General features: G+C 71.4%; 14 protein-coding genes. 3 read left to right on the top strand and 11 right to left on the bottom strand.

Going from position 1 to position 23,223, the window contains the following annotated elements; translation table 11 throughout:
- Nucleotides 1-48: 48 nt before the first annotated feature.
- The 4 genes from ispG to QC283_RS34155 all read right to left on the bottom strand — a co-directional run bounded on the left by ispG (nt 49) and on the right by QC283_RS34155 (nt 6,096).
- Complete coding sequence (ispG, locus tag QC283_RS34170; RefSeq protein WP_279565648.1) at nt 49-1,206, bottom strand: flavodoxin-dependent (E)-4-hydroxy-3-methylbut-2-enyl-diphosphate synthase; 1,158 nt, start codon at nt 1,204-1,206, stop codon at nt 49-51.
- A 217-nt stretch (nt 1,207-1,423) separates the two neighbouring features.
- Nucleotides 1,424-2,716, bottom strand: coding sequence for a M50 family metallopeptidase (locus QC283_RS34165; protein ID WP_279565698.1), 1,293 nt, complete (start codon nt 2,714-2,716; stop codon nt 1,424-1,426).
- Nucleotides 2,717-2,724: 8 nt separating this feature from the next.
- Entirely contained in the window at nt 2,725-3,981 is a 1,257-nt protein-coding gene (gene dxr, locus QC283_RS34160; RefSeq protein WP_279565647.1) for a 1-deoxy-D-xylulose-5-phosphate reductoisomerase, read from the bottom strand.
- A 150-nt stretch (nt 3,982-4,131) separates the two neighbouring features.
- Nucleotides 4,132-6,096, bottom strand: coding sequence for an acyl-CoA dehydrogenase family protein (locus QC283_RS34155; RefSeq protein ID WP_279565646.1), 1,965 nt, complete (start codon nt 6,094-6,096; stop codon nt 4,132-4,134).
- Between the two features lie 352 nt (nt 6,097-6,448).
- Here QC283_RS34155 and QC283_RS34150 point away from each other — a divergent pair, with 352 nt between their 5' ends.
- Together QC283_RS34150 and QC283_RS34145 are read left to right on the top strand one after the other, a co-directional pair.
- Complete coding sequence (locus QC283_RS34150; RefSeq protein WP_279565645.1) at nt 6,449-7,462, top strand: LacI family DNA-binding transcriptional regulator; 1,014 nt, start codon at nt 6,449-6,451, stop codon at nt 7,460-7,462.
- Between the two features lie 117 nt (nt 7,463-7,579).
- On the top strand, nt 7,580-8,767 hold the full coding sequence (locus QC283_RS34145; RefSeq protein WP_279565697.1) for a sulfotransferase family protein: 1,188 nt from the start codon (nt 7,580-7,582) through the stop codon (nt 8,765-8,767).
- Nucleotides 8,768-8,798: 31 nt separating this feature from the next.
- Here the strand turns inward: QC283_RS34145 and QC283_RS34140 are convergent, their stop codons facing one another.
- The 7 genes from QC283_RS34140 to QC283_RS34110 all read right to left on the bottom strand — a co-directional run bounded on the left by QC283_RS34140 (nt 8,799) and on the right by QC283_RS34110 (nt 19,921).
- Entirely contained in the window at nt 8,799-9,506 is a 708-nt protein-coding gene (locus tag QC283_RS34140) for a glycoside hydrolase family 12 protein (RefSeq protein WP_279565644.1), read from the bottom strand.
- A 38-nt stretch (nt 9,507-9,544) separates the two neighbouring features.
- On the bottom strand, nt 9,545-11,854 hold the full coding sequence (locus QC283_RS34135; protein ID WP_279565643.1) for a glycosyl hydrolase family 95 catalytic domain-containing protein: 2,310 nt from the start codon (nt 11,852-11,854) through the stop codon (nt 9,545-9,547).
- Nucleotides 11,851-13,827: a beta-galactosidase gene (locus QC283_RS34130; protein ID WP_279565642.1), complete on the bottom strand. Its 1,977-nt coding sequence runs from the start codon at nt 13,825-13,827 to the stop codon at nt 11,851-11,853. The genes QC283_RS34135 and QC283_RS34130 overlap by 4 nt, the downstream gene beginning before the upstream one ends.
- The gene (locus tag QC283_RS34125) at nt 13,827-16,052 is read right to left on the bottom strand and encodes a 1,4-beta-glucanase (protein ID WP_279565641.1); all 2,226 of its coding nucleotides are present in this window, start codon (nt 16,050-16,052) and stop codon (nt 13,827-13,829) included. Before QC283_RS34125 ends, QC283_RS34130 begins: the two co-directional genes overlap by 1 nt.
- Nucleotides 16,053-16,237: 185 nt before the next feature.
- Nucleotides 16,238-17,173, bottom strand: coding sequence for a carbohydrate ABC transporter permease (locus QC283_RS34120; RefSeq protein WP_279565640.1), 936 nt, complete (start codon nt 17,171-17,173; stop codon nt 16,238-16,240).
- Entirely contained in the window at nt 17,170-18,207 is a 1,038-nt protein-coding gene (locus QC283_RS34115) for an ABC transporter permease (RefSeq protein ID WP_279565639.1), read from the bottom strand. Before QC283_RS34115 ends, QC283_RS34120 begins: the two co-directional genes overlap by 4 nt.
- Before the next feature lie 25 nt (nt 18,208-18,232).
- Nucleotides 18,233-19,921, bottom strand: coding sequence for an extracellular solute-binding protein (locus QC283_RS34110; protein WP_279565638.1), 1,689 nt, complete (start codon nt 19,919-19,921; stop codon nt 18,233-18,235).
- Between the two features lie 390 nt (nt 19,922-20,311).
- Here QC283_RS34110 and QC283_RS34105 point away from each other — a divergent pair, with 390 nt between their 5' ends.
- Complete coding sequence (locus QC283_RS34105) at nt 20,312-23,173, top strand: glycoside hydrolase family 3 C-terminal domain-containing protein (protein WP_279565637.1); 2,862 nt, start codon at nt 20,312-20,314, stop codon at nt 23,171-23,173.
- Nucleotides 23,174-23,223 lie beyond the last annotated feature (50 nt).

Raw genomic sequence — 23,223 nt, 5'->3', positions numbered from 1 at the left:
CAGCCCGCCGTTCGGCCTGCTGGTCAGCGCGCCGTTCAGCCCGCCGGGTCAGCCCGCGACGGAGACCGAGGGCTCACCGGAGGTCACGCCGTCGGCCTCCATCTGCTCGGCGATCTTCATGGCCTCCTCGATGAGGGTCTCCACGATCTTCGACTCGGGGACGGTCTTGACGACCTCGCCCTTGACGAAGATCTGACCCTTGCCGTTGCCGGAGGCGACGCCGAGGTCGGCCTCGCGGGCCTCGCCGGGGCCGTTGACGACGCAGCCCATGACGGCGACGCGCAGCGGGACGTCCATGCCCTCCAGACCGGCGGTGACCTCCTCGGCCAGCTTGTAGACGTCGACCTGGGCGCGGCCGCAGGAGGGGCAGGAGACGATCTCCAGGCCGCGCTGGCGCAGGTTCAGCGACTCCAGGATCTGGATGCCGACCTTGATCTCCTCGACCGGCGGGGCGGAGAGGGAGACGCGGATGGTGTCGCCGATGCCCTGGGAGAGCAGGGCGCCGAAGGCGACGGCCGACTTGATGGTGCCCTGGAAGGCGGGGCCGGCCTCGGTGACACCGAGGTGCAGCGGGTAGTCGCACTGGGCGGCGAGCTGGCGGTAGGCCTCGACCATGACGACCGGGTCGTTGTGCTTGACGGAGATCTTGATGTCCCGGAAGTCGTGCTCCTCGAAGAGGGACGCCTCCCACAGCGCGGACTCCGCCAGGGCCTCGGGGGTCGCCTTGCCGTACTTCTGGAGCAGGCGGCGGTCCAGGGAGCCGGCGTTGACGCCGATGCGGATCGGGGTGCCGTGGTCGCGGGCCGCCTTGGCGATCTCCTTGACCTTGTCGTCGAACTGCTTGATGTTGCCCGGGTTCACGCGGACCGCCGCGCAGCCCGCCTCGATCGCGGCGAAGACGTACTTGGGCTGGAAGTGGATGTCGGCGATCACCGGGATCTGCGACTTCTTCGCGATCACGGCCAGCGCGTCGGCGTCGTCCTGCGTGGGGCAGGCCACCCGGACGATCTGGCAGCCGGACGCCGTCAGCTCGGCGATCTGCTGGAGCGTCGCACCGATGTCGGAGGTGCGGGTCGTGGTCATGGACTGCACCGACACGGGGGCGTCGCCGCCCACCGCCACGGGCCCGACCTGGATCTGACGGCTCTTGCGGCGCTCCGCGAGCCTGGTCGGAACGTCCGGCATGCCGAGAGAAATCGCAGTCATCTGCTGTGCAACCCCAAGTCGTGGATCAAGGTCCGGTCCCGTTCAGCGGCGGGCTCCGGACTTCGAGATTACGGCACCGACGTGAACGCCGGGCACACGGTGCGCGGGAGATGCACCCTTTGGCGTTCATATGCCGAGTGACCGGCGTGAAGCCCGGCCCGGAGGGACATGCTCTCCGGATCGGGCTTCTCATCGGATCATTTGGATCGTCCGGATATCAGCTGATGCGTACCGGATTGACGACATCCGCGACCAGGACCAGCAGCGTGAAGCAGACGAAGATGCCCGCCACCACATAGGCCACCGGCATCAGCTTCGCCACGTCGAACGGGCCCGGGTCCGGGCGGCGCAGTACCTTCGCCGCGTTCCGGCGCAGCGACTCCCACAGCGCGCCCGCGATGTGACCGCCGTCGAGCGGCAGCAGCGGGAGCATGTTGAAGAGGAACAGGGAGAGGTTGAAGCCCGCCACCAGCATGACGAACATGGCCAGCTGCTGGGTGGCCGGGATGTCCAGGGTGGCGATCTCGCCGCCGACGCGGGCGGCGCCGACGACGCCCATCGGGGAGTCCGCCTCGCGGGGTCCGTCGCCGAAGGCCGCGTCCCACAGGGCCGGGATCTTGGCGGGCAGGGCGGCGAGGGAGTCGACGGCGTCGCCGATCCGGTCGCCCATCCAGGTCACGGACTGGCCGAAGTCCTGTTTCACCACGCCGGTGGCGGCGCTGAAGCCGAGGAAGCCCGCGGTGACGTACTCACCCTCGACGATCTGTCCGTTGCCGTCCTTCTTCGCGACCTGGTTCGTGGCGATGGTCGCGTGGAGGGTGACCTCCTTGCCTCCGCGCTCGACGACGACCGCCACCCGCTCGCCGGGGTTGGCGCGGATCGTGTCGGACAGCCGGTCCCATTCGTCGGTCCGTACGCCGTCGAAGGCGACGATCTTGTCGCCCGCCCTGAGGCCGGCCGCCGCGGCCGGGGAGGCCGGGTCGGACTTGGTGCAGTCGTCGCGGTTCTCGGTCTGCGAGATGACGCACTGGGAGACGGAACTCACGGTGGTGGTCTGCTGCGAGATGCCGAAGCCCATGAGGACGGTGAGGAACAGCACCACCGCGAGGATGAGGTTCATGAACGGGCCCGCGAACATCACGATGACCCGTTTCCAGGGCTTGCGCGTGTAGAACAGGCGCTTCTCGTCACCCGGCTGCAGTTCCTCGAAGGCGGCCGAGCGGGCGTCCTCGATCATGCCGCGCCAGGGCGAGGTGGAGCGGGCCTCCAGCCGGCCGTCGGCGCCGGGCGGGAACATGCCGATCATGCGGATGTAACCGCCGAACGGGATGGCCTTGACCCCGTACTCGGTCTCGCCCTTCTTCCGCGAGAAGATCGTCGGTCCGAAGCCGACCATGTACTGCGGCACACGGATGCCGAACATCTTGGCGGTGGACAGGTGCCCCAGCTCGTGCCAGGCGATCGAGAACAGCAGGCCGACCGCGAAGAGGACTATGCCGAGGATGAACATCAGGGTCGTCATGCACGGGCCTCCGCCGTCTGTGCCGCCAGTTCCCGGGCCCGGGCGCGTGCCCAGGCTTCCGCTTCGAGGACGTCCGCGACGGTGAGCGAGGTTCCCGTACGGGGGGTGCCGTGTTCCTCGACCACCCGCGTGACGGTCTCCATGATCCCGAGATACGGCAGCGTGCCGGAGCGGAACGCCTCGACGCACTCCTCGTTGGCGGCATTGAACACCGCCGGGGCCGTGCCCGCGAGCTCCCCGACGTGCCGGGCCAGGTTCACCGAGGGGAAGGCCTCGTTGTCGAGCGGGAAGAACTCCCAGGTCGAGGCCTTGCTCCAGTCGAAGGTGGGGGCGGCGCCGGGGACGCGTTCGGGCCAGCCGAGGCCGATGGCGATGGGCCCGCCCATGTCGGGGGGCGTCGCCTGGGCCAGTGTCGATCCGTCCGTGAACTCGACCATCGAGTGGACGTACGACTGCGGGTGCACGACCACCTCGATGCGGTCGAAGGGAATGTCGTAGAGCAGGTGGGCCTCGATCACCTCCAGGCCCTTGTTGACGAGGGTCGCGGAGTTGATCGTGATCACCGGGCCCATGGCCCAGGTGGGGTGGGCGAGGGCGTCCTCGACGGTGACGCCCGCCAGCTGCTCCTTCGTACGCCCCCGGAACGGGCCGCCGGACGCGGTGACGACCAGCTTGCGCACGTCGGCGCGGGTGCCGGCGGCCAGCGCCTGGAAGAGCGCGGCGTGCTCGGAGTCGACCGGGATGATCTGCCCCGGCTTGGCGAGGGCCTTGACCAGCGGGCCGCCGACGATGAGCGATTCCTTGTTGGCCAGCGCGAGGGTGCGGCCCGCCTCCAGGGCGGCCAGGGTCGGGGCGAGGCCGATGGAGCCGGTGATGCCGTTGAGGACGGTGTGGCAGTCGGAGGCGGCGACCTGGGTGGCCGCGTCGGGTCCGGCGAGGATCTCGGGGAGCGGCTCCCCACTGCCGTACTGGTCGCTCAGCGCCTCCCGCAGCGCGGGGACGACGTCCTCGCGGGCCACGGCGACGGTCCGCGCCTTCAGCCGGTACGCCTGCTCGGCGAGGAGGGCGACCCGGCCGCCGTTGGCGGACAGGGCGGTGACCCGGAAGCGGTCCGGGTTGCGCAGCACGAGGTCGATGGCCTGGGTCCCGATCGACCCGGTGGACCCGAGGATCACCACGTCCTTCGGGCCGTCGCCCGCCACCGGGTCGTAGACGAGGTGGGGGTCCGCGAGTGGGGCTGGACTGTCGCTCATCCCCCCATTGTTGCCGCAACCGCCCTCCGGGAGGACAGCGCGTCCCTCGCACGGGTGTCGCGGGGCCCGGGGCGGGGCGCGGCCGCCCCGGGCGTCCCACCCCGCCCGGGCGGCCGGATCGTCCCGGCGGAGACCTGGCGTAGGCCCGTCCTACCTGATGGGACGGTGGACGTTCTCCCGCCGGGACTCGCCCGGGGCGGCGTCCGCGATCCACGGGCCGTCGCCCGACGGGTCGACGACGCCCTGCTCCAGCCACTCGTACGCGCCGCCCAGCACGCCCTTGACGACCTTGCGGTCGACGTCGTCGGTGTTGGTCCACAGGCGGCCGAAGAGTTCCTCGACGCGAATGCGGGCCTGGCGGCAGAAGGCGTCGGCGAGCTGGTAGGCCTCGCGGCCGTGGTCGCCCCCGGCGCGCAGGTGCTCCGCGCGGACGCAGGCGGCGCTCATCGCGAACAGCTCCGCGCCGATGTCGACGATCCGTCCCAGGAAGCCCTGCTTGGTCTCCATCCGGCCCTGCCAGCGCGACATGGCGTAGAAGGTGGAGCGGGCGAGCTTGCGGGCGGTGCGTTCGACGTAGCGCAGGTGTCCGGACAGGTCGCGGTGACCGGACGGGTGGAAGTCGGCGTAGGAGCGCGGGAGCTGTCCCGGTCCGGCGACGAGTTTCGGCAGCCACTTGGCGTAGAAGACGCCCGCCTGCGCGCCCGCCCGCGCCTTGTCCGACAGGGTCGCGTCGGGGTCGATCAGGTCGCCCGCGACCGAGAGGTGGGCGTCGACGGCCTCGCGGGCGATCAGCAGGTGCATGATCTCCGTGGAGCCCTCGAAGATCCGGTTGATGCGCAGGTCGCGCAGGATCTGCTCGGCGGGGACCGCGCGCTCGCCGCGGGCTTCGAGGGAGGCCGCGGTCTCGAAGCCCCGGCCGCCGCGGATCTGGACCAGCTCGTCGGCCATCAGGCAGGCCATCTCGGAACCGTAGAGCTTGGCGAGGGCCGCCTCGATGCGGATGTCGTTGCGGTCCTCGTCGGCCATCTGGGAGGAGAGGTCGAGGACCGCCTCCAGCGCGAAGGTCGTCGCCGCGATGAACGAGATCTTCGAGCCGACCGCCTCGTGCAGCGCGACCGGCCTGCCCCACTGCTCGCGCACCGACGACCACTCGCGGGCGATCTTCAGGCACCACTTGCCGGCACCCACGCACATGGCGGGGAGCGAGAGGCGTCCGGTGTTGAGGGTGGTCAGGGCGATCTTGAGGCCGGCGCCCTCGGAGCCGATGCGGTTGGCGGCCGGGACCCGGACACGGTGGAAGCGGGTGACGCCGTTCTCCAGGCCGCGCAGGCCCATGAAGGCGTTGCGGTTCTCGACCGTGATGCCTTCGGAGGCGGCCTCCACGACGAAGGCGGTGATTCCTCCCTTGCCGCCCTCGCCGCCCTTGTGACCCTCCGGCTTCGGGACGCGGGCCATGACGACGAGCAGGTCGGCGACCACGCCGTTGGTCGTCCACAGTTTCACGCCGTCGAGGACGTAGTCGTCGCCGTCGCGGACGGCGGTGGTCGCCAGGCGCGCCGGGTCCGAGCCGACGTCCGGCTCGGTCAGCAGGAACGCCGAGATGTCGGTGCGGGCACAGCGCGGCAGGAACGTGTCCTTCTGCTCCTCGGTGCCGAACATCTTCAGCGGCTGCGGCACGCCGATCGACTGGTGGGCGGAGAGCAGCGCGCCGATCGCGGGATTCGCGGATCCGACCAGGGCGAGGGCCTTGTTGTAGTAGACCTGGGTGAGGCCGAGGCCGCCGTACTTGGTGTCGATCTTCATGCCGAAGGCGCCCAGCTCCTTCAGCCCGGTGATCACGTCGTCCGGGATCCGCGCGTCACGCTCGATCACGGCGCCGTCGATCTTCGTCTCGCAGAAGTCGCGCAGCTTGGCGAGGAACTCCTCGCCGCGCTGGACGTCCTCGTCGGCGGGGAGCGGATGGGGGTGGAGGAGGTCGAGGCGGAAACGGCCGAGGAACAGCTCCTTGGCGAAGCTGGGCTTGCGCCAGTCCTGCTCCCGGGCCGCCTCCGCGACCTCACGGGCCTCACGTTCGGTGACGGTGGATCGGGAGGAGGGGGTGGTTGGTGCGGACATGAGGCTCACCTCGCCGCGAATCGGCATCGGGGGAAGTACGTCCGCGAAGATCGCCGGGATTGGTCATGGGCGAACATGCGGACGTACGTTACTAGTCGGTGCTACCCGATCGTATTTACCCGATCCCGGGCGGTCCCACCACCCTTCGTGCGTCCGTTCGGCCGATGACGGCGGGAAGGACAACGGGCGGACGGAGGACGGACAGAGAGCGGACAGAGGCCGAAGAAAGGTGTCGAAGCGCTTCGACAACCTATGGACACCCACCCCTGCCGAGGCTACTGTCGGACCACCCTCACTCGCTTTCGTCCACCCCGCGCGCTGTCGAAGCGCTTCACAAAGCTTGGAGAGCTGGATGGTCACCCTCGCCGAGGTCGCCCAGCACGCCGGAGTCTCGGCGAGCACGGTGAGCTATGTCCTCAGCGGCAAGCGGTCCATCTCCACCACCACCCGGCAGCGGGTCGAGGAGAGCATCCGCAAGCTCGGCTACCACCCGAACGCCGGCGCCCGCGCCCTGGCCAGCAGCAGGTCGAACATCATCGCGCTGATGATCCCGCTGCGCACGGACATGTACGTGCCGGTGATGATGGAGATCGCCATCGCGGTCGCGACCAGCGCGCGCAACCACGGGTACGACATCCTGCTGCTGACCGGCGAGGAGGGCCCCGACGCGGTGCGCCGCGTCACCGGCAGCGGGCTCGCCGACGCGATGATCCTGATGGACGTCGAACTCGACGACGAGCGGCTGCCCCTGCTGCGCGGCACGGACCAGCCGTCCGTCCTGATCGGTCTGCCCGCCGACACCACCGGACTGACCTGCGTCGACCTCGACTTCCGGGCGACCGGCGCGCTGTGTGTGGAGCACCTGGCGGAGCTCGGGCACCGGGACATCGCCGTCATCGGTGAGGCTCCCGGCGTCTACGAACGGCACACCGGCTTCGCCGAACGCACCCTCGACGGGCTGCGCACCCGCGCGCGGGAGCTGGAGCTGCGGCTGCTGCACCGGCCCTGCGAGGGCGGGTACGACGCGATGGCCGCGACCCTCGCCCGCGTCTTCGACGAACGCCCGGACACCTCAGGCTTCGTCGTCCAGAACGAGTCGGCCGTCGAGCCGCTGCTCGCCCTGCTGCGTCAGCAGGGCCGGGCGGTGCCCGAGGACGTGTCGGTGGTCGCGGTCTGCCCCGAGCAGGTCGCCACGCAGGCCTCGGTGCGGCTCACGTCGGTCGCCGTGCCCGCGCAGGAGATGGGCCGGCACGCCGTGGAACAGCTGGTCGCCAAGCTCGACGGGCGCGGGAGCGACGAGGTCGTGCTGCTCGCTCCGGAACTGACGGTGCGGGCCAGCTCGGGACCGGCGCCCGTCCGGCCGTAGACCACCTGCCCGCTCACCGGCCGCACGACTCCGCCGGGGGGAAGAAGGTTGCCGGGCGGGACGGCGGGTCAACTTAAGAGGAGTGCCGCACAGTTGACCGCCACCGAAAGGCATGACGTGCCCTCGACTCCTCTCGCCCTCCGGCTCGCCAACCAGTTGCTGCGGCCGGCGTTCGGCTCCCGGCACACGCCCGACCGGGTCTTCGACCGGCTCCTCGCGCGGGCGGGAGGGGCGGAGGGCGACGAGCGGTTCGCCGACGACTTCCGCTCCCTGCTGCGCTGGTGGGCCGGTGCCGAGAACCTCACGCCGGTCGGCTGGCAGTCCGCGCGGGGCCACGTCGGAAGACACCTCGCCGGCCGGGCCCGGATCCGGCGGCTGATCGCCGAGCACCCGGACATCGAGCGGGAGCCCATCGAGGACCCGGTGTTCGTGGTGGGCCTGCCGCGCACCGCGACGACGCTCACGCACGGCGTGCTGTCCCTGTCGGACGAGCACCGCTGCCCCCTGCTGTGGGAGCTGCTCAACCCCGACCTGGAGGTGCCGCCCGGTGGGCGACGCAGGGCGACGGCGCCCGCGCGCCGGATGGTCGAGGGCATCAACCTGCTCACGCCGCGCTTCCGCGACATCCACCCGATGACCGCCGAAGGCCCCGAGGAGTGCACCTTCGCCCTGCCGCACGCGCTGATGCCGCTCTCCTCGGCACGGATACCCGAATACCAGGCCTGGCACTACGAGCGGGACTTCGTCGCCGACTACCGCCACCTCAAGCAGGTCTACCAGGTGCTCCAGTACGGCCGTCCGCGCCGCCGCTGGATCCTCAAGTCCCCCATGCACCTGGAGAACCTCGACGCGCTGCACACCGTCTTCCCGGACGCCACCATCGTGTGGACCCACCGCGACCCGGTCACCGTCGTGGCGTCGTTCTGCAGCCTGGTCGAGCACGGCATGGCCGTCAGCACCCGCCCCGTCGACCCGCGCGGCATCGGCGCCACCTGGCTGGATCTGCTGAGCCGCTCAGCGGCGCGCGGTGTCGCGGCCCGTGCCGTCCTTCCACCGGAGAGGCTGGTGGATGTCCCGTACTCCTGGCTCGGCACCGATCCGGCCGCCGGCGCGCCCAAGCTCTACGCCGCCGTCGGCGCCCGCTGGACGGGCGCCGAGGCCGCCCGGCTCGCCGCTGTCGCCGCGCGCCCCAAGGGCACCCGCCCGCACCGGTACGAGCTGTCCCGCTACGGCCTGACCCGCGCCGACGTCGAGTCCGCCTTCGCGGGGTACAACGCGCTGCGGGCCGAGGTCGACCGCGCCTGACGGCACGGCCGGCCCCGGCCCGGGGACCGCGTCAGCCGCTGTTGACGGACATGCTGTTGGTCCGGAAGTCCAGGCCGCCGGGCGACGAGGTGATCTCGTAGCCGAACTGCACGTCGCCGATGGTCTCGTTGCCCATCCAGCCCTTGGTGTCCTTGATCCACTTCAGGATCGGCAGGATCTGGACGCTCCCCGAGTTCGAGTCCGAGGTGCGCAGGAACGAGAAGACCTCGTTGGCGCCGTTGTCGCCCTTGTAGACGTTCCAGGTGTGGCCGCCGAGGGCGACCGTCCCCTGCGGGCTGCCGAGCGGGCCGACGGCTCCGTGGTGGTTGACCCAGAGCATGATCTCGTAGTCGTAGTCCGTGTCCCAGATGTCGTACGACGTGTTGTACGCGCCGGACGACGGGACCGTGACGTCGTAGCTGCTGCTGAGTGAGGTGAGGGAGGTGATCGGCTTGTTGATCACCTTCTTGGCGTTCGGGTAGGACTTGATGCCGCCGGTGCCCGGGTGGTCGGCCCAGACACCCCAGTCGGTGCCGGAGTTGGCCCAGACGCACTGGCCGCCGGCGCCGGATCCCCAGATGTTGTTGTAGAGGGTGTAGCCGTTCAGTTGCGTGTTGCCCCACTGGTCGCAGGAGTTCCAGACGGCGGCCTGGGCGGGTGCGGAGGCGAGACCGACGGTGGCGCCGAGCGCGAGGGCCGGGGCGAGGAGGGCGGTCAGGGTGCGGGTGCGTGGTGCCATGGCGTTTCCTTCCATGGGTGGGGGGAGTTGCGGTGCTGCTACCGCGCCTTGACGCTGATGACGCGGTCCTCTCCGGCGGCCAGGTCGAGCGGTTCGGCGCCGGAGGGAGTCCTCAGTTCGATGCGGTGGGTGCGGTCCGGGCGCAGGACGGCCGTCGCCGTGCCGTCGGCCGCCCAGCCGAGGTCCAGCTCCGCTCCGAACCGGGTGCGTACGCCCTTGATCGCGCCCTGCGGGCAAAACTCCGGGAGAGCGGGCAGCAGGACCAGCCGGTCCGGGGTGGACTGCACGAGCATCTCGATGAGCACGGCCGGGAGGGCGTGCGCGGCATCCGCGTTGTAGACGTCGCGGTGGGGGTAGTGCGCGCTCATCAGGGAGGTGTGGAAGAAGTCGCCGTCGAGCACCTGGCCGAGGGCGTGGGCGACCCGGGCGCCGTCCCGGAGGCGGGCCGCGATCAGGGCGTGGTGGAGGTGGCCGTGGGCGGAGTCGTTCTCGGCGCCGCGCAGTTCGAGGGCCCGGTGGGCCGCCTCGGCGAGGGCCGGGGTGTCGTACGGGTTGATCTCGTCGAGTGGCCAGACGCCGTAGAGGTGGCTGAGGTGGCGGTGGTCGTAGGTGTCCCGCAGGCTGGGCCATGCCCATTCGGCGAGGGCTCCGTCGGCGTTGGTCCGGTGCGGTGGGAGGCGGTCGGCGAGGGCGCGCCAGCGGTCGGCGTGCTCGGGGTGGCGGTCGGCGGCGGTCAGCAGGGCGTGCCGGGCGGCGGAGAGGTCCATGGCCGCGTTGACGGTGCCCCAACTGGCGTTCGCGGGACGGTTCTCGGGCGAGTAGGAGGGGACGACGAGTACGTGGCCGCTGTCGTCGGTCCGGGTGAGGAAGTCCTCGTAGAAGAGGGCGGCCTCGGCGAGCGCGGCGGTGGTGCGGGGGTCGTGGACGCCGCGGGTCTCGTCGTGGTCGACGAGGGGCTTGAGCAGCCAGTCGGCGCCCGCCGTCCACAGGTGCAGCGGGTACTCGCGGCTGAAGTGGTAGGTGTGACCCGACTCGCCGTCCGTGTGCGAGGGGGCGACGACCCCGCGGGTACCGAAGATCGCGCGGGCGTTGTCCCGCCAGTCCGGGAGCTGCCGGTGGACCAGCGCGGCGTGGGCCTCGGTGACCTCGGGGAGGGCGGCGGCCGCGGCGGAGGCGGTCTGGAGGTTGAGGTTGGCGTTGGTGGTGAACGCCCCCGACCAGGCCGTGTTCCAGTCGCCGGTCCACAGGCCGGTCAGGCGGGGCGGGAGCATGCCGCTGGCCGACAGGAGGTGGTAGCGGCCGGCGGCGAAGAGTCGCTCCAGGAGGGCGGCGCCGCGGGGGCGGTCGAGCAGCGCGGAGCCCGGCAGCGCGCGTTCGGCGGGGTCGGCGGCGAGGTCGAGGGTGACGCGGTCGTAGGCGGTGCGGTGCAGGGCGAGGTGCCGGTCGAGGAGACGGTCGTAGGACGCCCCGTCCGGCAGGTCGCGCAGGGCGCGGCCCTCGGTGACCACGTCCAGCTCGCCGGTGTGCCGGCGCACCCGGGTCAGGAGCAGGACCTCCGTGGCGCCCTCGACGAGTACCCCGGGCGGGACCAGTTTCGTGGTGCCGCCGGTGACGGCGACCGACGTGACGCCGGTGTACGCCAGGCCGCTGCCGCCGGGATAGCGGGCGCGCAGGCTGAGCTGGGCGCCCTCACGGGTGAGGACGGCGCCGTGGCCGACGCCCAGCCCGGCGGGGGCGCCGGGGAGACGGGGGTCGAGGGAGAGGTCGAGGGTGAGGTGGGGCGCGGTGATGTGCTGGACGATCACGTCGTCGGCGCGGGAGACGAAGACGCGGCTCGTCCAGGTGCCGCGGGTGGCGGTCGTCTCGCCGGTGGCGAAGTCGACGGAGCGGCGGTAGGCGTCGTGGGCGTCGCCGGGCGGTCTGTTCAGACGGAGCTGGAACGCCGGGTGGAAGGGGCGCACCCATTGCAGCGGGCGGCCGTCGGTGAAGCCCTCGGCGGCCGTCGTGACGCCGGCCAGCAGGCGGTCCTGGAGGGCGGGGAGTCCGGCCGCGAGGCGGGGCGGGCGGCGGTTCTCGTCGTCGCCGTTGGGGCGGACGAGGGTGTGGTGGGTGACGACGACCCGGTCGGCGCTCGGATCGCCGAACACGAGGGCGCCGTGGTGGCCGTTGCCGGTCAGGAAGGCGTCCTCCCAGCGGGCGGCGGGTTCGGCCTCCCAGGTTCCGTGCACGGGCCCGTCGGTCGCGGGCCCGTCGGTCGCGGGCCCGTCGGTCGCGGGCCCGTCGGTCGCGGGCCCGTCGGTCGCGGGCCCGTCGGTCGACGGCGCTTCGGTGCGGGGAGGGCCGGTCATCGGGCCGGCTCCGTGAGGACCGCCACGCCGTAGCGGCCGAGGGTGACGCGGTCGGTGACGGTCGCGTCGGTCAGCAGGTCGCGGTGGGTGCCCGGGACGTCGACGGTGACCTGCTCTCGGCCGTGGTGGAGGAGGAAGAGCAGGTCGCCGCGGCGTACGGCCTCGACGTCGGCAGGGAGTCCGTCGAGCACCGGGCGGGCGCCCGCCTCGGCGGCGACGCGGGCGAGCAGGTCGCGCAGCGCGCCCGGCTCGGGGAGGGTGGAGAGGTACCAGGCCCGGTCCTTGCGCAGCACGGCCGGCAGTCCGTCCAGCTCGCCGCCCTTGTAGAGGATGGTCTCGGTGGCGGTGCCGTCGGGTTCGATCTCCTCCGACCACAGGGTGCCGCTGAAACCGTCGCAGGCGGCCGTCTCGTCCGCCTCCAGGGGCCACCACTCGTGCAGGACGCGGATGCCGAACAGCTCGCGCAGCCGGGCGTCCATGGCGCCGGCCCTGACCCGGTCGTTCTCGTCGGCGATGCCGGTCAGGAAGCCGCAGACGAGGGTGCCGCCGCCGCGGACGTAGGCGAGGAGGTTGTCGATCGCCGCGTCCGTGAGCGCGTACAACTGGGGTACGAGGACCGCCTTGTACGGGGTCAGGTCGTGCTCCGGGTGGGCGAAGTCGGTGGTGAGGTGGGCCTCCCACAGCGCGCGGTGCCAGGCGCGCAGGACGTCGGGGTAGTCGAAGCGGGTGGAGGGTCGGCCGTCCTGGGCGCCGGCCCACCAGGAGTGCCAGTCGTGCAGGACGGCGACGTCGGCGGTGACCGTCGCGTCCGCCGCGTGCGGGCCGAGTTTTACCAGGTCGGCGCCGAGCTGCTTGACCTCCTGGTACGTGCGGCCCTCGGCCCCCGCGTGGGAGACCATCCCGGAGTGGAACTTCTCGGCGCCCTGCCTCGACTGGCGCCACTGGAAGTAGCACAGGGCGTCCGCGCCGCGGGCGACGGCCTGGAGCGACCACAGGCGGTTGAGGCCGCGCGGCTTGGGGTGGTTCGCACCCCGCCAGTTGACGGGTCCGGCCGCCTGCTCCATGAGCATCCAGGGGCCGCGTGCCTGCGAGCGGGTCATGTCCTGGACCAGGGCGCCTTCCTGCGCGCCGAAGGGCTCGCGCGGGTCGGGGTAGAGGTCGACGGAGACGACGTCCTCCTCCTGGGCCCAGCGCCAGGCGTCCTGGCCGGACCAGAGCGGCATGAAGTTGGTGGTCACCGGCAGGTGCGGGGTGTGGCGGCGGACGATGTCGCGTTCGGCGACGTAGCACTCCAGGAGCATGTCGGAGGTGAAGCGCCGGAAGTCGAGGACCTGGGTCGGGTTCTTGAGGTAGTGGGTGCGTCGGGCCGGCAGGATCTCCGCCCAGTCGCCGTAGCCCTGGCTCCAGAAGGCGGTGCCCCAGGCGGTGTTGAGGGCGTCGAGGGTGCCGTACCGGTCCTGGAGCCAGCGGCGGAAGCGGGTGGCGGCCTCGTCGCCGTGGTCGTAGGTGCAGTACTCGTTGTTGATGTGCCACATGGTGAGGGCGGGATGGCCGGCGTAGCGGGCGGCCAGGGCCTCGGTGATGGCGGCGGCGTGGTGGCGGTAGGTGGTGCTGGAGTGCGAGAAGTGTTGGCGGCCGCCCCACCACTCGGTGCGGCCGTCCTCGTCGCGGGGCAGGGTGTCCGGGTGCAGGTGCCCCAGCCAGGGCGGGGGCGAGGCGGTGGGGGTGGCGAGGACGACGCCGATGCCGCCGGCGTGCATCAGGTCCATCAGGCGGTCCAGCCAGCCGAAGTCGTGTACGCCGGGGCGTGGTTCGAGCTTCGCCCAGGAGAAGACGCCGAGGGTGACGGAGTTGACGCCGGCGTCCTTCATGAGGCGGACGTCCTCGTGCCAGGTCTCCTCGGGCCACTGCTCGGGGTTGTAGTCGCCGCCGTAGAGGATGCGGTGGCGGGTGGTGTCCGACAGGTTGGGCATCAGCGGGGCTCTCCGTACTGGATGCCGCGTCCGTTGGTGGCGAGGTAGACGCGGCCGTGCACGCGGGGGTCGCCGGTGATCGTCTCGCCGGTCCACCCCCACTGGTGCTGGTCGTCGTTGATCCGCGTCCAGCTCTTCGCCTCGTCGTCGGAGCGGTAGACGGCGGTGATGGCCTCGGTGGAGCCGACCTGGTAGATCGCCGGGTAGCCGGCGCCGTCGGCCGCCTTGCCGAAGCCGAGGGTGTGGGAGGCCCAGCAGCTTTCCACCTTGGTGAAGGTGACACCCCCGTCGGTGGAGCGGTGCAGGCCGTTGTACTTGGTGCTCAGCCACAGGTCACCGGTCCGGCCGGGCGCCGCCACCAGCTTGTACTGGGCGTCACCGGCGGGCAGTCCGCTCGCGCGGGCGGTGAAGGAACGGCCGCCGTCGGTGCTGGCGAGCAGCGTTCCCGTGTCGGTGTCGTACGCGTAGAAGAGCGCCGGTTCGGCCGGGTCGGCGACCGGCGTGGCGCCCTTCGGGAAGGAGGGGATCTCGGACCAGGTCGTGCCGTTGTCCGCCGAGCGGTGGGCCGGGTACCTGGTGCCGTCCCAGTGCACGAAGGACCACAGCAGTACGCTGCCGTCGGCGTTGGTGGCGATCGGTCCGGGCGCGCTCTTGGCGAGGTCGGGCTGGGCCGCGAAGGGCGCCCAGGTCCGTCCGCCGTCGTTCGAGTACGCGCCGTTGCCGTGATCGCCCCAGCCCGCCCGGACGACGTACGCCGGTCTGCGCGCCGCCTGCGCGAGTCCCGTCGCCGACCCGGACACGGGGTTCGTCGCCATGCCGTGCGCCGGAGACGCCGTGAGCCGTTCGTGGTACATGACGCCGATGTCCCGTGACCCGCTGAGCAGGTGCGCCCGCCCGGTCGGGGGCGAGATCAGCTGGGTGACGGACGTCTCCTCCAGGCCGCGGATCTGCGGGGCCCAGCGTCTCAGGTCGCGGGTGCCGTAGAGGGTGGCGCCGGTGCCGTACACGAGGTGCTTCGAGTCGTACGGGTCGAGGGCGACGGCCTGGATCCACCAGCCGAACTTGGGCTTCCCCTCGCCCCACTCGAGGTAGGGGGTCTCGGAGACGTCGAGGACGGCCGAGTCCTTCAGGGACGTCCAGCTGCGGCCGCCGTCGGTGGTCCGGTACAGGGTGTCGACCGCGGCCCAGCGGTTGTTGGTGGAGACGACGGCGGTGCCGGGGCGGCGGGCGTCGACGGCGACTCCGCCGTAGCCGAAGCTGTCGGCACCGCCGTCGGGGGTGGTGGTGCCGGGCTCGACGGGCGTGACCTCGGTCCAACGGCCGTTCACCGTGCGGAGCTTGTGCACGCTGCCGGTGGACTGGCCGTTCGGGCCCGGTGCGTCGGCGTAGGTCACGTACAGCTCGTGGGTGTGCCGGTCGTACGCGGCGCGGACCGGGACCCTGGCCGCGGTGCCGGCGGGCTGCCCGGGGACGGGCTCCCAGGTGATGCCGTCGGGCGTGCGGAAGAGGTTCGGCGCGGTGCCGTCGGCGTCGCCCCAGCCGGCGTAGACGGCGCGGCGGGCGGCGACGAGGAGGGTGACGCCCTGGCCGGTGGCGCTCGGGGTGGCCGGGAAGCCGGTGGCGGGGGCCCAGGTGGCGCCCCGGTCCACCGACTTCCACAGGCCGTCGTGCCGGGTGCCCAACCACAGGGTGTCGCTGTCGCGCGGGTCGACCAGGAGCCGCTCGCCGGTGCCCCGGCCGTCCTCGTTGGCACCGAGCTTCACGGTGAGGTCGGTGCGCTGCCAGGTCCTGCCCCGGTCCTCGGAGCGCAGGATCGCGCCGTTCGCCGACCAGTCCTGGGAGTAGGTGCCGCAGGCCAGGTAGAGCCGGTTGGGGTGGGCGGGGTCGACGGCCATCGCCTCGACGCCGAGGAGGTTCCAGTCGTCCCAGCCGAGGTGGTCCAGGAGCGGGATCCAGCGGTCGGCGCGGTCGTCCCAGCGGTAGGCGCCGCCGATGTCGGTGCGGGCGTAGGCGAGCCCGCGAACGCGGGGGTGGAACAGGACGCCGGTGATGAACCCGGTGCCGCCGATGACGACGTTGCGCCAGCGGTAGGCGGGGGCGTCCGCCGTGTCCTCGGCGGCGTGTGCGCGCCCGGGTGCGAACGGAACGGCGGTGAGGGCGGCGGCGGCCGCGGTCCCGGCGAGTACGGCGCGCCGGCTCGGGCTGCGTGACAGGGACGCATGCATGACATACCTCGTTCTGTGCGGCTCGGGGCAGGGACGGGCGGAGCGACCGGGTCCGTCACGGACGGCGGCTGGTCGGGGGCGAGAGGTACCGTCATGGACGGCGGCTGGTCAGGAGCGAGAGGTTCCGCCGCGGCCGGCCGCTGGTCAGGAGCGACCGGCCACGACGGGGTCGGGGAGCGGGGGCGTCAGCCCTTCACGGCGCCCGTCAGCATCCCCTTCTTGAAGTGACGCTGGACGAACGGCGACAGCACGGCCACCGGCAGCAGGGCCATGACCATCACCGCCATCTGCACGGCCAGACCGGAGAGTTCACCGGTCTTGATCGCCTGGCCGAGGCCGACCGGGGCCTCCTGCTTCTGCACGAGCTGGATCATCACGTTCTGCAGGGGCAGCATGTCCTGGTCGTTCAGGTACAGGGAGGCGTTGAACCAGGCGCTCCAGTAGCCGACGGCGTAGAACAGCGTGATCACCGCGACGACCGCGCGGGACAGCGGCAGCACGATCTGCCACAGGATGCGCAGGTCACCGGCGCCGTCGATGCGGGCGCTGTCGATCAGCTCCTGCGAGATGCCCATGAAGAAGCCGCGCAGCACCAGGATGTTGAAGACGCTGATCGCGCTGGGCAGGATCAGCGCGAGGTAGGTGTCCGTCAGCCCCAGGGACTGCACCAGCAGGTAGGTGGGGATGAGGCCCGCGCTGAAGAACATCGTGGCCAGCAGCATCATGAGGATCCAGCGGTGGCCGAGGGAGCCGCTGCGGGACAGCCCGTAGGCGCACAGCACCGACACCGCCATCGAGAAGACGGTGCCGACCAGGGTGATGCCGATGCTGACGAGCGCGGCGCGGGTGACCTGACCGCCGCTGAGGAGCTCCGTGTAGGCGACGAAGGTGATGTCCGACGGGATCATCACCAGCCCGCCGGCCTCGTCGATGGCCTTGCGCGAGGAGAGGCTGGTGACGACGACGATCCACAGCGGGAACACGATCGCCAGACAGGCCAGGAGCAGTACCAGCCCCTTGCCGAGAAGTCCGGCCCCGCGGGGCTTCTCCTCCCACACCGGTCGCGGCGGGGCCGCCCACCGGCTGGGCGTGCGCGCGGGTTTGTCGATGACGGTGGTCACTTCTTGTACACCCCCTGCTCGCCCATGAGGTGGGCCACCTTGTTCGCGATGAGGACCAGGCCGAGACTGATGACGCCCTTGACGAGACCGGCGGCGGCCGCGTAGCCGAAGTCCTGGTTGCGGACGCCGTTCCACCACACGAAGGTGTCGAGGACCTCCGCGGCTCCCGGTCCGACGGCGCCGCGTTGCAACAGGATCTGTTCGAAGCCGACCGTCAGGGCGTCGCCCACGCGCAGCACCAGCAGCAGGGCGATCACCGGGCGCAGTGCGGGCAGCGTGACGTGCCACATGCGGCGCCAGCGGTTCGCGCCGTCCATCGCGGCGGCCTCGTACAGGTCGGGGCTGACCGAGGCGAGCGCGGCGAGGAAGACGATGATCCCCCAGCCGGCGTCCTTCCACACGCTCTGCGCGGTGACCAGGAACTTGAAGGTCTCCGGGTCGGTCATCAGGCTGAGCCCGTCGTACCCGTGGTCGCGCAGCAGCTGGGAGAGGAGTCCCGCCCCGCCGAGCAGCTGCTGGAAGACGGCGATGACCAGCACCCACGAGAAGAAGTGCGGCAGGTAGAGGATGGCCTGCGCGATCGCCCGCACCCGGGGCCGGACCACGCTGTTGATGAGCAGCGCGAGCAGGATGGGGATCGGGAAGTACAGCACCAGCTGGAGGACGAACAGCACCAGGGTGTTCTGTACGGCGTTCCAGAAGGCCGAGTCCTCGAAGATGCGCTGGAAGTTCTCCAGACCCACCCACGGGCTGTTCAGGATGGAGACGATCCCGTTCTCGCTGATGTAGGGGTCGTACTCCTGGAAGGCGACGACGTTGCCGAGGATCGGTACGTAGTTGAAGAGCAGTACCAGCAGGATGGCCGGCAGTGTCATCAGCACCAGGACGCGGTCGCGCCGGAACCTCAGCCTGAGGCTCAGCTTCCCTGAGGGCGGCTTCGTCTCGCGGGGGCCGGCGGCGTCGTCGGGCGCCACCGGGGTCTTCTTCGTCGCGTCGGCCTCGGCTCTGGTCCGGGGCACCGTGTTGTGGGACACGGCCGTTCTCCTTGCCTCGGTACCGTCAGCTCGCCGCCGTGCCGTTCTCGTCGAGCAGCTTCTTGTACCAGTCGCGCAGTTTGTCGCCGCCCTGGCTCCGCCAGTCGGAGACGGCCTGTTGCATGTCGGCGACCTTCTTGCGGCCGCGGATGATGTCGTCCTCCAGCTGCTCGAAGTCGTTGGACAGGTTGGTGTAGCGGTTGGGTTCGGTGATCTGCATGCCGTAGAAGGTGGGCTTCTTGGTGAAGGCCCCCATCCGCTGCTGCCACTCGACCTGGCCCTTGGCGACCTCGGGGAAGTCGGGGTGGGCGATGGTCGCGGCGGGGCTCGCGATCATCACGTAGGCGTTCATCACGTCGATGTTGCCCTGGTCGGTCTTGGTGGGCACGCCGTCCTTGACGGCGTAGTGGGTGCCTTCCACGCCGTAGTTGGTGGCCATGTACTCCTTGGTGCCGTACGGCGCGGCGGTGACGTTGGCGACGGCCAGCACGTCGCGGATCACCGACTCGGAGGCGTTCTTGTTGACGAAGGCGAAGATGCTCGCCGGGTTCTGCGCCCACAGCGTGGGCTCACCGCCGTCGTGCCCGAAGAAGTCCATGCCCCAGATCTTGAACTCGGGGTTCTGGGTGGCCTGTTCAGCGGTCCGGCTCCACCACTGGGACGTGTCCTGGTTGTAGATGAGGAACTCGCCGGCGGCGAACTTGGGACCGGGGTCGGCTGCGTTGCTCTTGCCCAGCTTGGCGTCGGGGTGCACGACCCCGGCGGCGAACAGCTTGCGCGTCCACTCCAGCGCCTCGAGGTACTCGTCGGTCTCGGCGCGGTAGACCAGCTTGCCGTCGACCTGGTTCCAGCCGAGCGACTTCTCGTTGCCGGAGAGCACGCCGAAGGCGTTGAAGGCGGTCCACTTCATGTCCAGGCAGGCCCAGCGCTTGGCCTTCGCGTTGGTGGCCTCCTTGGCCAGCGCCATGAACTCGTCGCAGGAACGGGGGACTTCGTAGCCCTCCTTCTCGAAGATGTCCTGGCGGTACAGCGGCACGATGCCGGACACGTACGAGGAGGGCATCGGCAGGCCGCGCAGCTTGCCGCCGAAGATGGAGCGCTGCCAGGCGTCCGTGGGGATCGCCGCGAGGTTGGGGAAGTCCTTGACCGCGTCGCCGGAGAGGTGGGGGCCGAGGTCGGCGAACTTGCTGATGATGGCGCTGGGAATCCTGCCGGTCATGTTCCAGCCGGGCACGACCACCACGTCGGGCACCTCGCTGGAGGCGAGGACCGCGCCGAGCTTCTGGTCGTAGGTGTTGCCGTCCTGGTTCTGCCAGACCACGTCGACGCCGATGAGGTCGTTCATCGCCTTGTAGTAGGCGTTGTCCTCCTTCGGCGGGGACCCCCAGAAAGGCGACATGACGGTGACCTTGCCGCCCTTGCCGAGCTTCTTGGGCACCGAGGTCTTCAGGCCCGCGAGGTCGAGCTTGCTGGTGAAGCCGACCGCGGAGCCGTTCTTGCTGGGGATGTCGGGGGTGACCACGTTGCCGGCCACGTACGCCGGCAGCAGCTTCTTGGCGTCCTTGCCCGACGTGGTGCCGTCCCGCGACCCTCCGTCCGACCCACCGCCGCAGGCGGAGAGCAGCGGCATCCCTCCCGCCACCGCTGCGGTGGCTACCGCCGTGGAGGCGAGGAACTTTCTCCGGCTGGGGCCGGAGGCGGCGTTCGGCGTCATTGCGTCAACCCTTCGTGGCGCACCAGGACACCCGGCGGTGGCCGTCGGCTGCGGTGTCTTGAGTGGAACTGGCTGAGCTGAAGCGGTCGTCGGAGGAATGCCCGGTTCCCGTCGCACCCCTGGTGCACTTCCCGGTCGGAGCCTCAGCGTCGAAGCGCTTCGATGTTGCTGCGAGGTTAAGTGAACGCCTGGGGGTGCACAAGAGTGGTTTCCAGAATTCCTCCGAGGTATCGAGCGGGTAACGCATGCCGAACCGGGTCATGTGACGCTTGGTTTGCGATGAGAAGTCGGAGGTGATGCGCGGAAGTGTCTTGACACCCGCCCCTGGTGCGACTGAGCATCGAAGCGCTTCGAAAGCGTCTCGCCGCTCCATCGCAAGGGGAACTCCACGTGACCGCACCTACGCCGCCCGCGCTGCCTTTCCGTGATCCGCACCTGCCGTTCACGAAGCGCGTCGACGACCTGATGTCGCGGCTCACGCTCGACGAGAAGACCGCGTTCCTGCACCAGTTCGCGCCCGCCGTCGAACGGCTCGGAATCGCCGCCTTCCGCACCGGCCAGGAGGCGTTGCACGGCGTGGCCTGGATGGGCCCGGCGACCATGTTCCCGCAGGCCGTAGGCCTTGGCGCCACCTGGAACGACGACCTGGTGCGCCGGGTCGGCGAGGCGGTCTCCAAGGAGGTCCGGGCGATGCGCGCCCGCGACGACCGCGTCGGCCTCAACGTCTGGGCCCCGACCGTGAACCTGCTGCGCCACCCCCTGTGGGGCCGGGGCGAGGAGGGCTACTCCGAGGACCCGAAACTCACCTCGGCCATCGCCACCGCCTACACCCGCGGCCTGCGCGGCGAACATCCGACGTACTGGCGCACCGCGCCCGTCCTCAAGCACTGGCTCGCGCACAACAACGAGACGGACCGGGACACGTGCTCGTCCTCCGTCCGTCCGCGCGTCCTGAACGAGTACGACCTGCGCGCCTTCCGCGACACGGTCGAGGCGGGCGCGGTGGCCGGGGTGATGCCGGCGTACAACCTGGTCAACGGCCGCCCCAACCACGTCTCCCCGTACCTGGAAAGCCATCTGCGCACCTGGACCGAGGACGATCTCCTGGTCTGCTCCGACGCCGGCGCCCCCTCCAACCTGGTCGACTCCGAGCACTACTTCGACACCCACGAGGAGGCGACCGCCGCCGCGCTGCGGGCCGGGGTGGACAGCTTCACCGACCACGGAACGGACTCCTCGAAGATCGTCGCCCGGGTCCGGGGCGCCCTCGGCCAGGGCCTGCTGACCGAGGCCGACGTGGACGCGGCCGTGCGCCGGCAGCTGTCCGTCCGCTTCCGGCTCGGCGAGTTCGACCCGGAGCACGACCCCCACGCGGACACGGCCGCCTTCGACACACCGGAGCACCGGGCGCTGGCGCGGGAGGCGGCCGAGCAGGCGGTCGTCCTGCTCAAGAACGACGGTGTGCTGCCGCTGGCCGAGGGCGCCCGCGTCGCCGTCGTCGGTCTGCTCGCCGACGAGTGCAAGCTCGACTGGTACAGCGGCACGCTCATCCACCGCTCCACCCCGCTGGAGGGTCTGTACGAGCGGTTCGGCGCGGAGCATGTGAGCTTCGCGGAGGGCGTGGACCGAGTACGGCTGAGGACCGCCGCCGGTACGTTCCTGCACGTGCCCCCGTCGGACGACGCCCCCGACCAGGCGCGCGGCGCCGAGGGCGCCCTGGACCCGGCCCTGCTCGCCGGCCGCACCGACCTGCCGCCGCTCACCACCGACGCCGACGGCACCGAACTCGCGCTCGTCGACTGGGGCGAGGGCGTCCTCACCCTGCGCGCGCCCGACGGCCGTTACCTCTCGGTGGCCGAGGACGGCTGCCTCCGCGCCTCCGCCGACCAGCCCGGCGGCTGGGTCGTGCAGGAGACGTTCCGCCTGGAACCGCACGGCGACGGGCACCTCCTCCGGCACCTGGGAACGGGTCGTCACGTCCAGGTCGCCCCCGACGGCGTGAAGGTTGCCGCCCCTGACGCCTCCTCGGGCGACGGGGCCCCGGAGGTCTTCGAGGTGGTCGTCACCGAGCGCGGCGAGGACGCGGTGACGCGGGCGGCCGCGGAGGCGGACGTGGTCGTGGTGGTCGCGGGCAACGACCCGCACATCAACGGCCGGGAGACGGAGGACCGTACGACGCTGCGGCTCCCCGCCCAGCAGGAGCGCCTGCTGCGCGCGGCCCGCGCCGCGAACCCGGCCACCGTGCTGTCGCTGGTGTCCGCCTACCCCTACGCCGTCGACGCGGAGGCGCTGCCCGCGGTGCTGTGGACCGCGCACGGCGGCCAGGCGGCCGGCACCGCGCTGGCCCGGGTCCTCGCCGGTGACGTCTCCCCCGCCGGGCGGCTGCCGCAGACCTGGTACGCCGACGACGCCGACCTGCCGGACCTGCTCGACTACGACGTGATCGGCAGCCGCCAGACCTATCTGTACTTCGAGGGAACGCCGCTGTTCCCCTTCGGGCACGGCCTGTCGTACACGTCCTTCGCGTACGCGGACCTGGTGGTGCGGGCCGGGGACGGGAAGGTGTCCGTCTCCTTCACGGTCACCAACACCGGGAGCGTCACCGCCGACGAGGTGGCCCAGCTCTACGTCCGCGCCGAGAACCCGTCGGTCCCGCGTCCGCGCCGCGAGCTGCTGGCCCACCGCCGGCTCACTCTCGCCCCGGGCGCCGCGGCGGAGGTCGCCTTCGAACTCCCGCTGTCCGCGCTCGCGTTCTGGGACGTGGCGCACGACCGGTGGCGGCTGGAGCCGGGCCCGTACGCGCTGCTGGTGGGCGCCTCGAGCGAGGACGTACGCCTGTCGGCGACCGTGGCCCTCGACGGCGAGCCTGCCACGCCGCGCCCGGTCCGCGAACGCGGGCTGGAGGCGGCCGGCTTCGACGAGCAGAGCGGCACGGAGATCGTCGACCGGACGAAGGCCGCGGGCGACGCGGTGACGCCGGTGGCGGGCAGGACGGGCGAACTGCTCTTCCGCGACTGCGACTTCGATAGCGGTGTCGCCGGCGTGACCGTGACGGTGGCGGGCGGCGAGGGCACCGTGGAGATCGCCCTCGGCGACGGCCCGGCGACGGCGGTGCTGTCCCGGTCGGCCCCCGGCTCAGGACCGTACGACTACACGGAGCTCGACGCCCCGCTGACCGCCGAGGGCGTACACGATCTCCGCATCAGGCTGCGCGGCTCTCTGCGGCTCGCGCACGTCGGCTTCTCCGGCTGAGGGTCCGGAGGAAGCCGGCACGATGAAGGGGCCCGGCGCCGGTACCTACC

The sequence above is a fragment of the Streptomyces sp. DH41 genome, assembly GCF_029813785.1.
Lineage (GTDB): Bacteria > Actinomycetota > Actinomycetes > Streptomycetales > Streptomycetaceae > Streptomyces.
This window is presented reverse-complemented; position numbering and strand designations above follow the sequence as displayed.

Bases quoted from the DNA above. Each gene is read 5' to 3' on its own strand.
- ispG (WP_279565648.1), bottom strand. From the start codon at position 1,206: ATGACTGCGATTTCTCTCGGCATGCCGGACGTTCCGACCAGGCTCGCG.
- QC283_RS34165 (WP_279565698.1), bottom strand. From the start codon at position 2,716: ATGTTCATCCTCGGCATAGTCCTCTTCGCGGTCGGCCTGCTGTTCTCG.
- dxr (WP_279565647.1), bottom strand. From the start codon at position 3,981: ATGAGCGACAGTCCAGCCCCACTCGCGGACCCCCACCTCGTCTACGAC.
- QC283_RS34155 (WP_279565646.1), bottom strand. From the start codon at position 6,096: ATGTCCGCACCAACCACCCCCTCCTCCCGATCCACCGTCACCGAACGT.
- QC283_RS34150 (WP_279565645.1), top strand. From the start codon at position 6,449: ATGGTCACCCTCGCCGAGGTCGCCCAGCACGCCGGAGTCTCGGCGAGC.
- QC283_RS34140 (WP_279565644.1), bottom strand. From the start codon at position 9,506: ATGGCACCACGCACCCGCACCCTGACCGCCCTCCTCGCCCCGGCCCTC.
- QC283_RS34135 (WP_279565643.1), bottom strand. From the start codon at position 11,854: ATGACCGGCCCTCCCCGCACCGAAGCGCCGTCGACCGACGGGCCCGCG.
- QC283_RS34130 (WP_279565642.1), bottom strand. From the start codon at position 13,827: ATGCCCAACCTGTCGGACACCACCCGCCACCGCATCCTCTACGGCGGC.
- QC283_RS34125 (WP_279565641.1), bottom strand. From the start codon at position 16,052: ATGCATGCGTCCCTGTCACGCAGCCCGAGCCGGCGCGCCGTACTCGCC.
- QC283_RS34110 (WP_279565638.1), bottom strand. From the start codon at position 19,921: ATGACGCCGAACGCCGCCTCCGGCCCCAGCCGGAGAAAGTTCCTCGCC.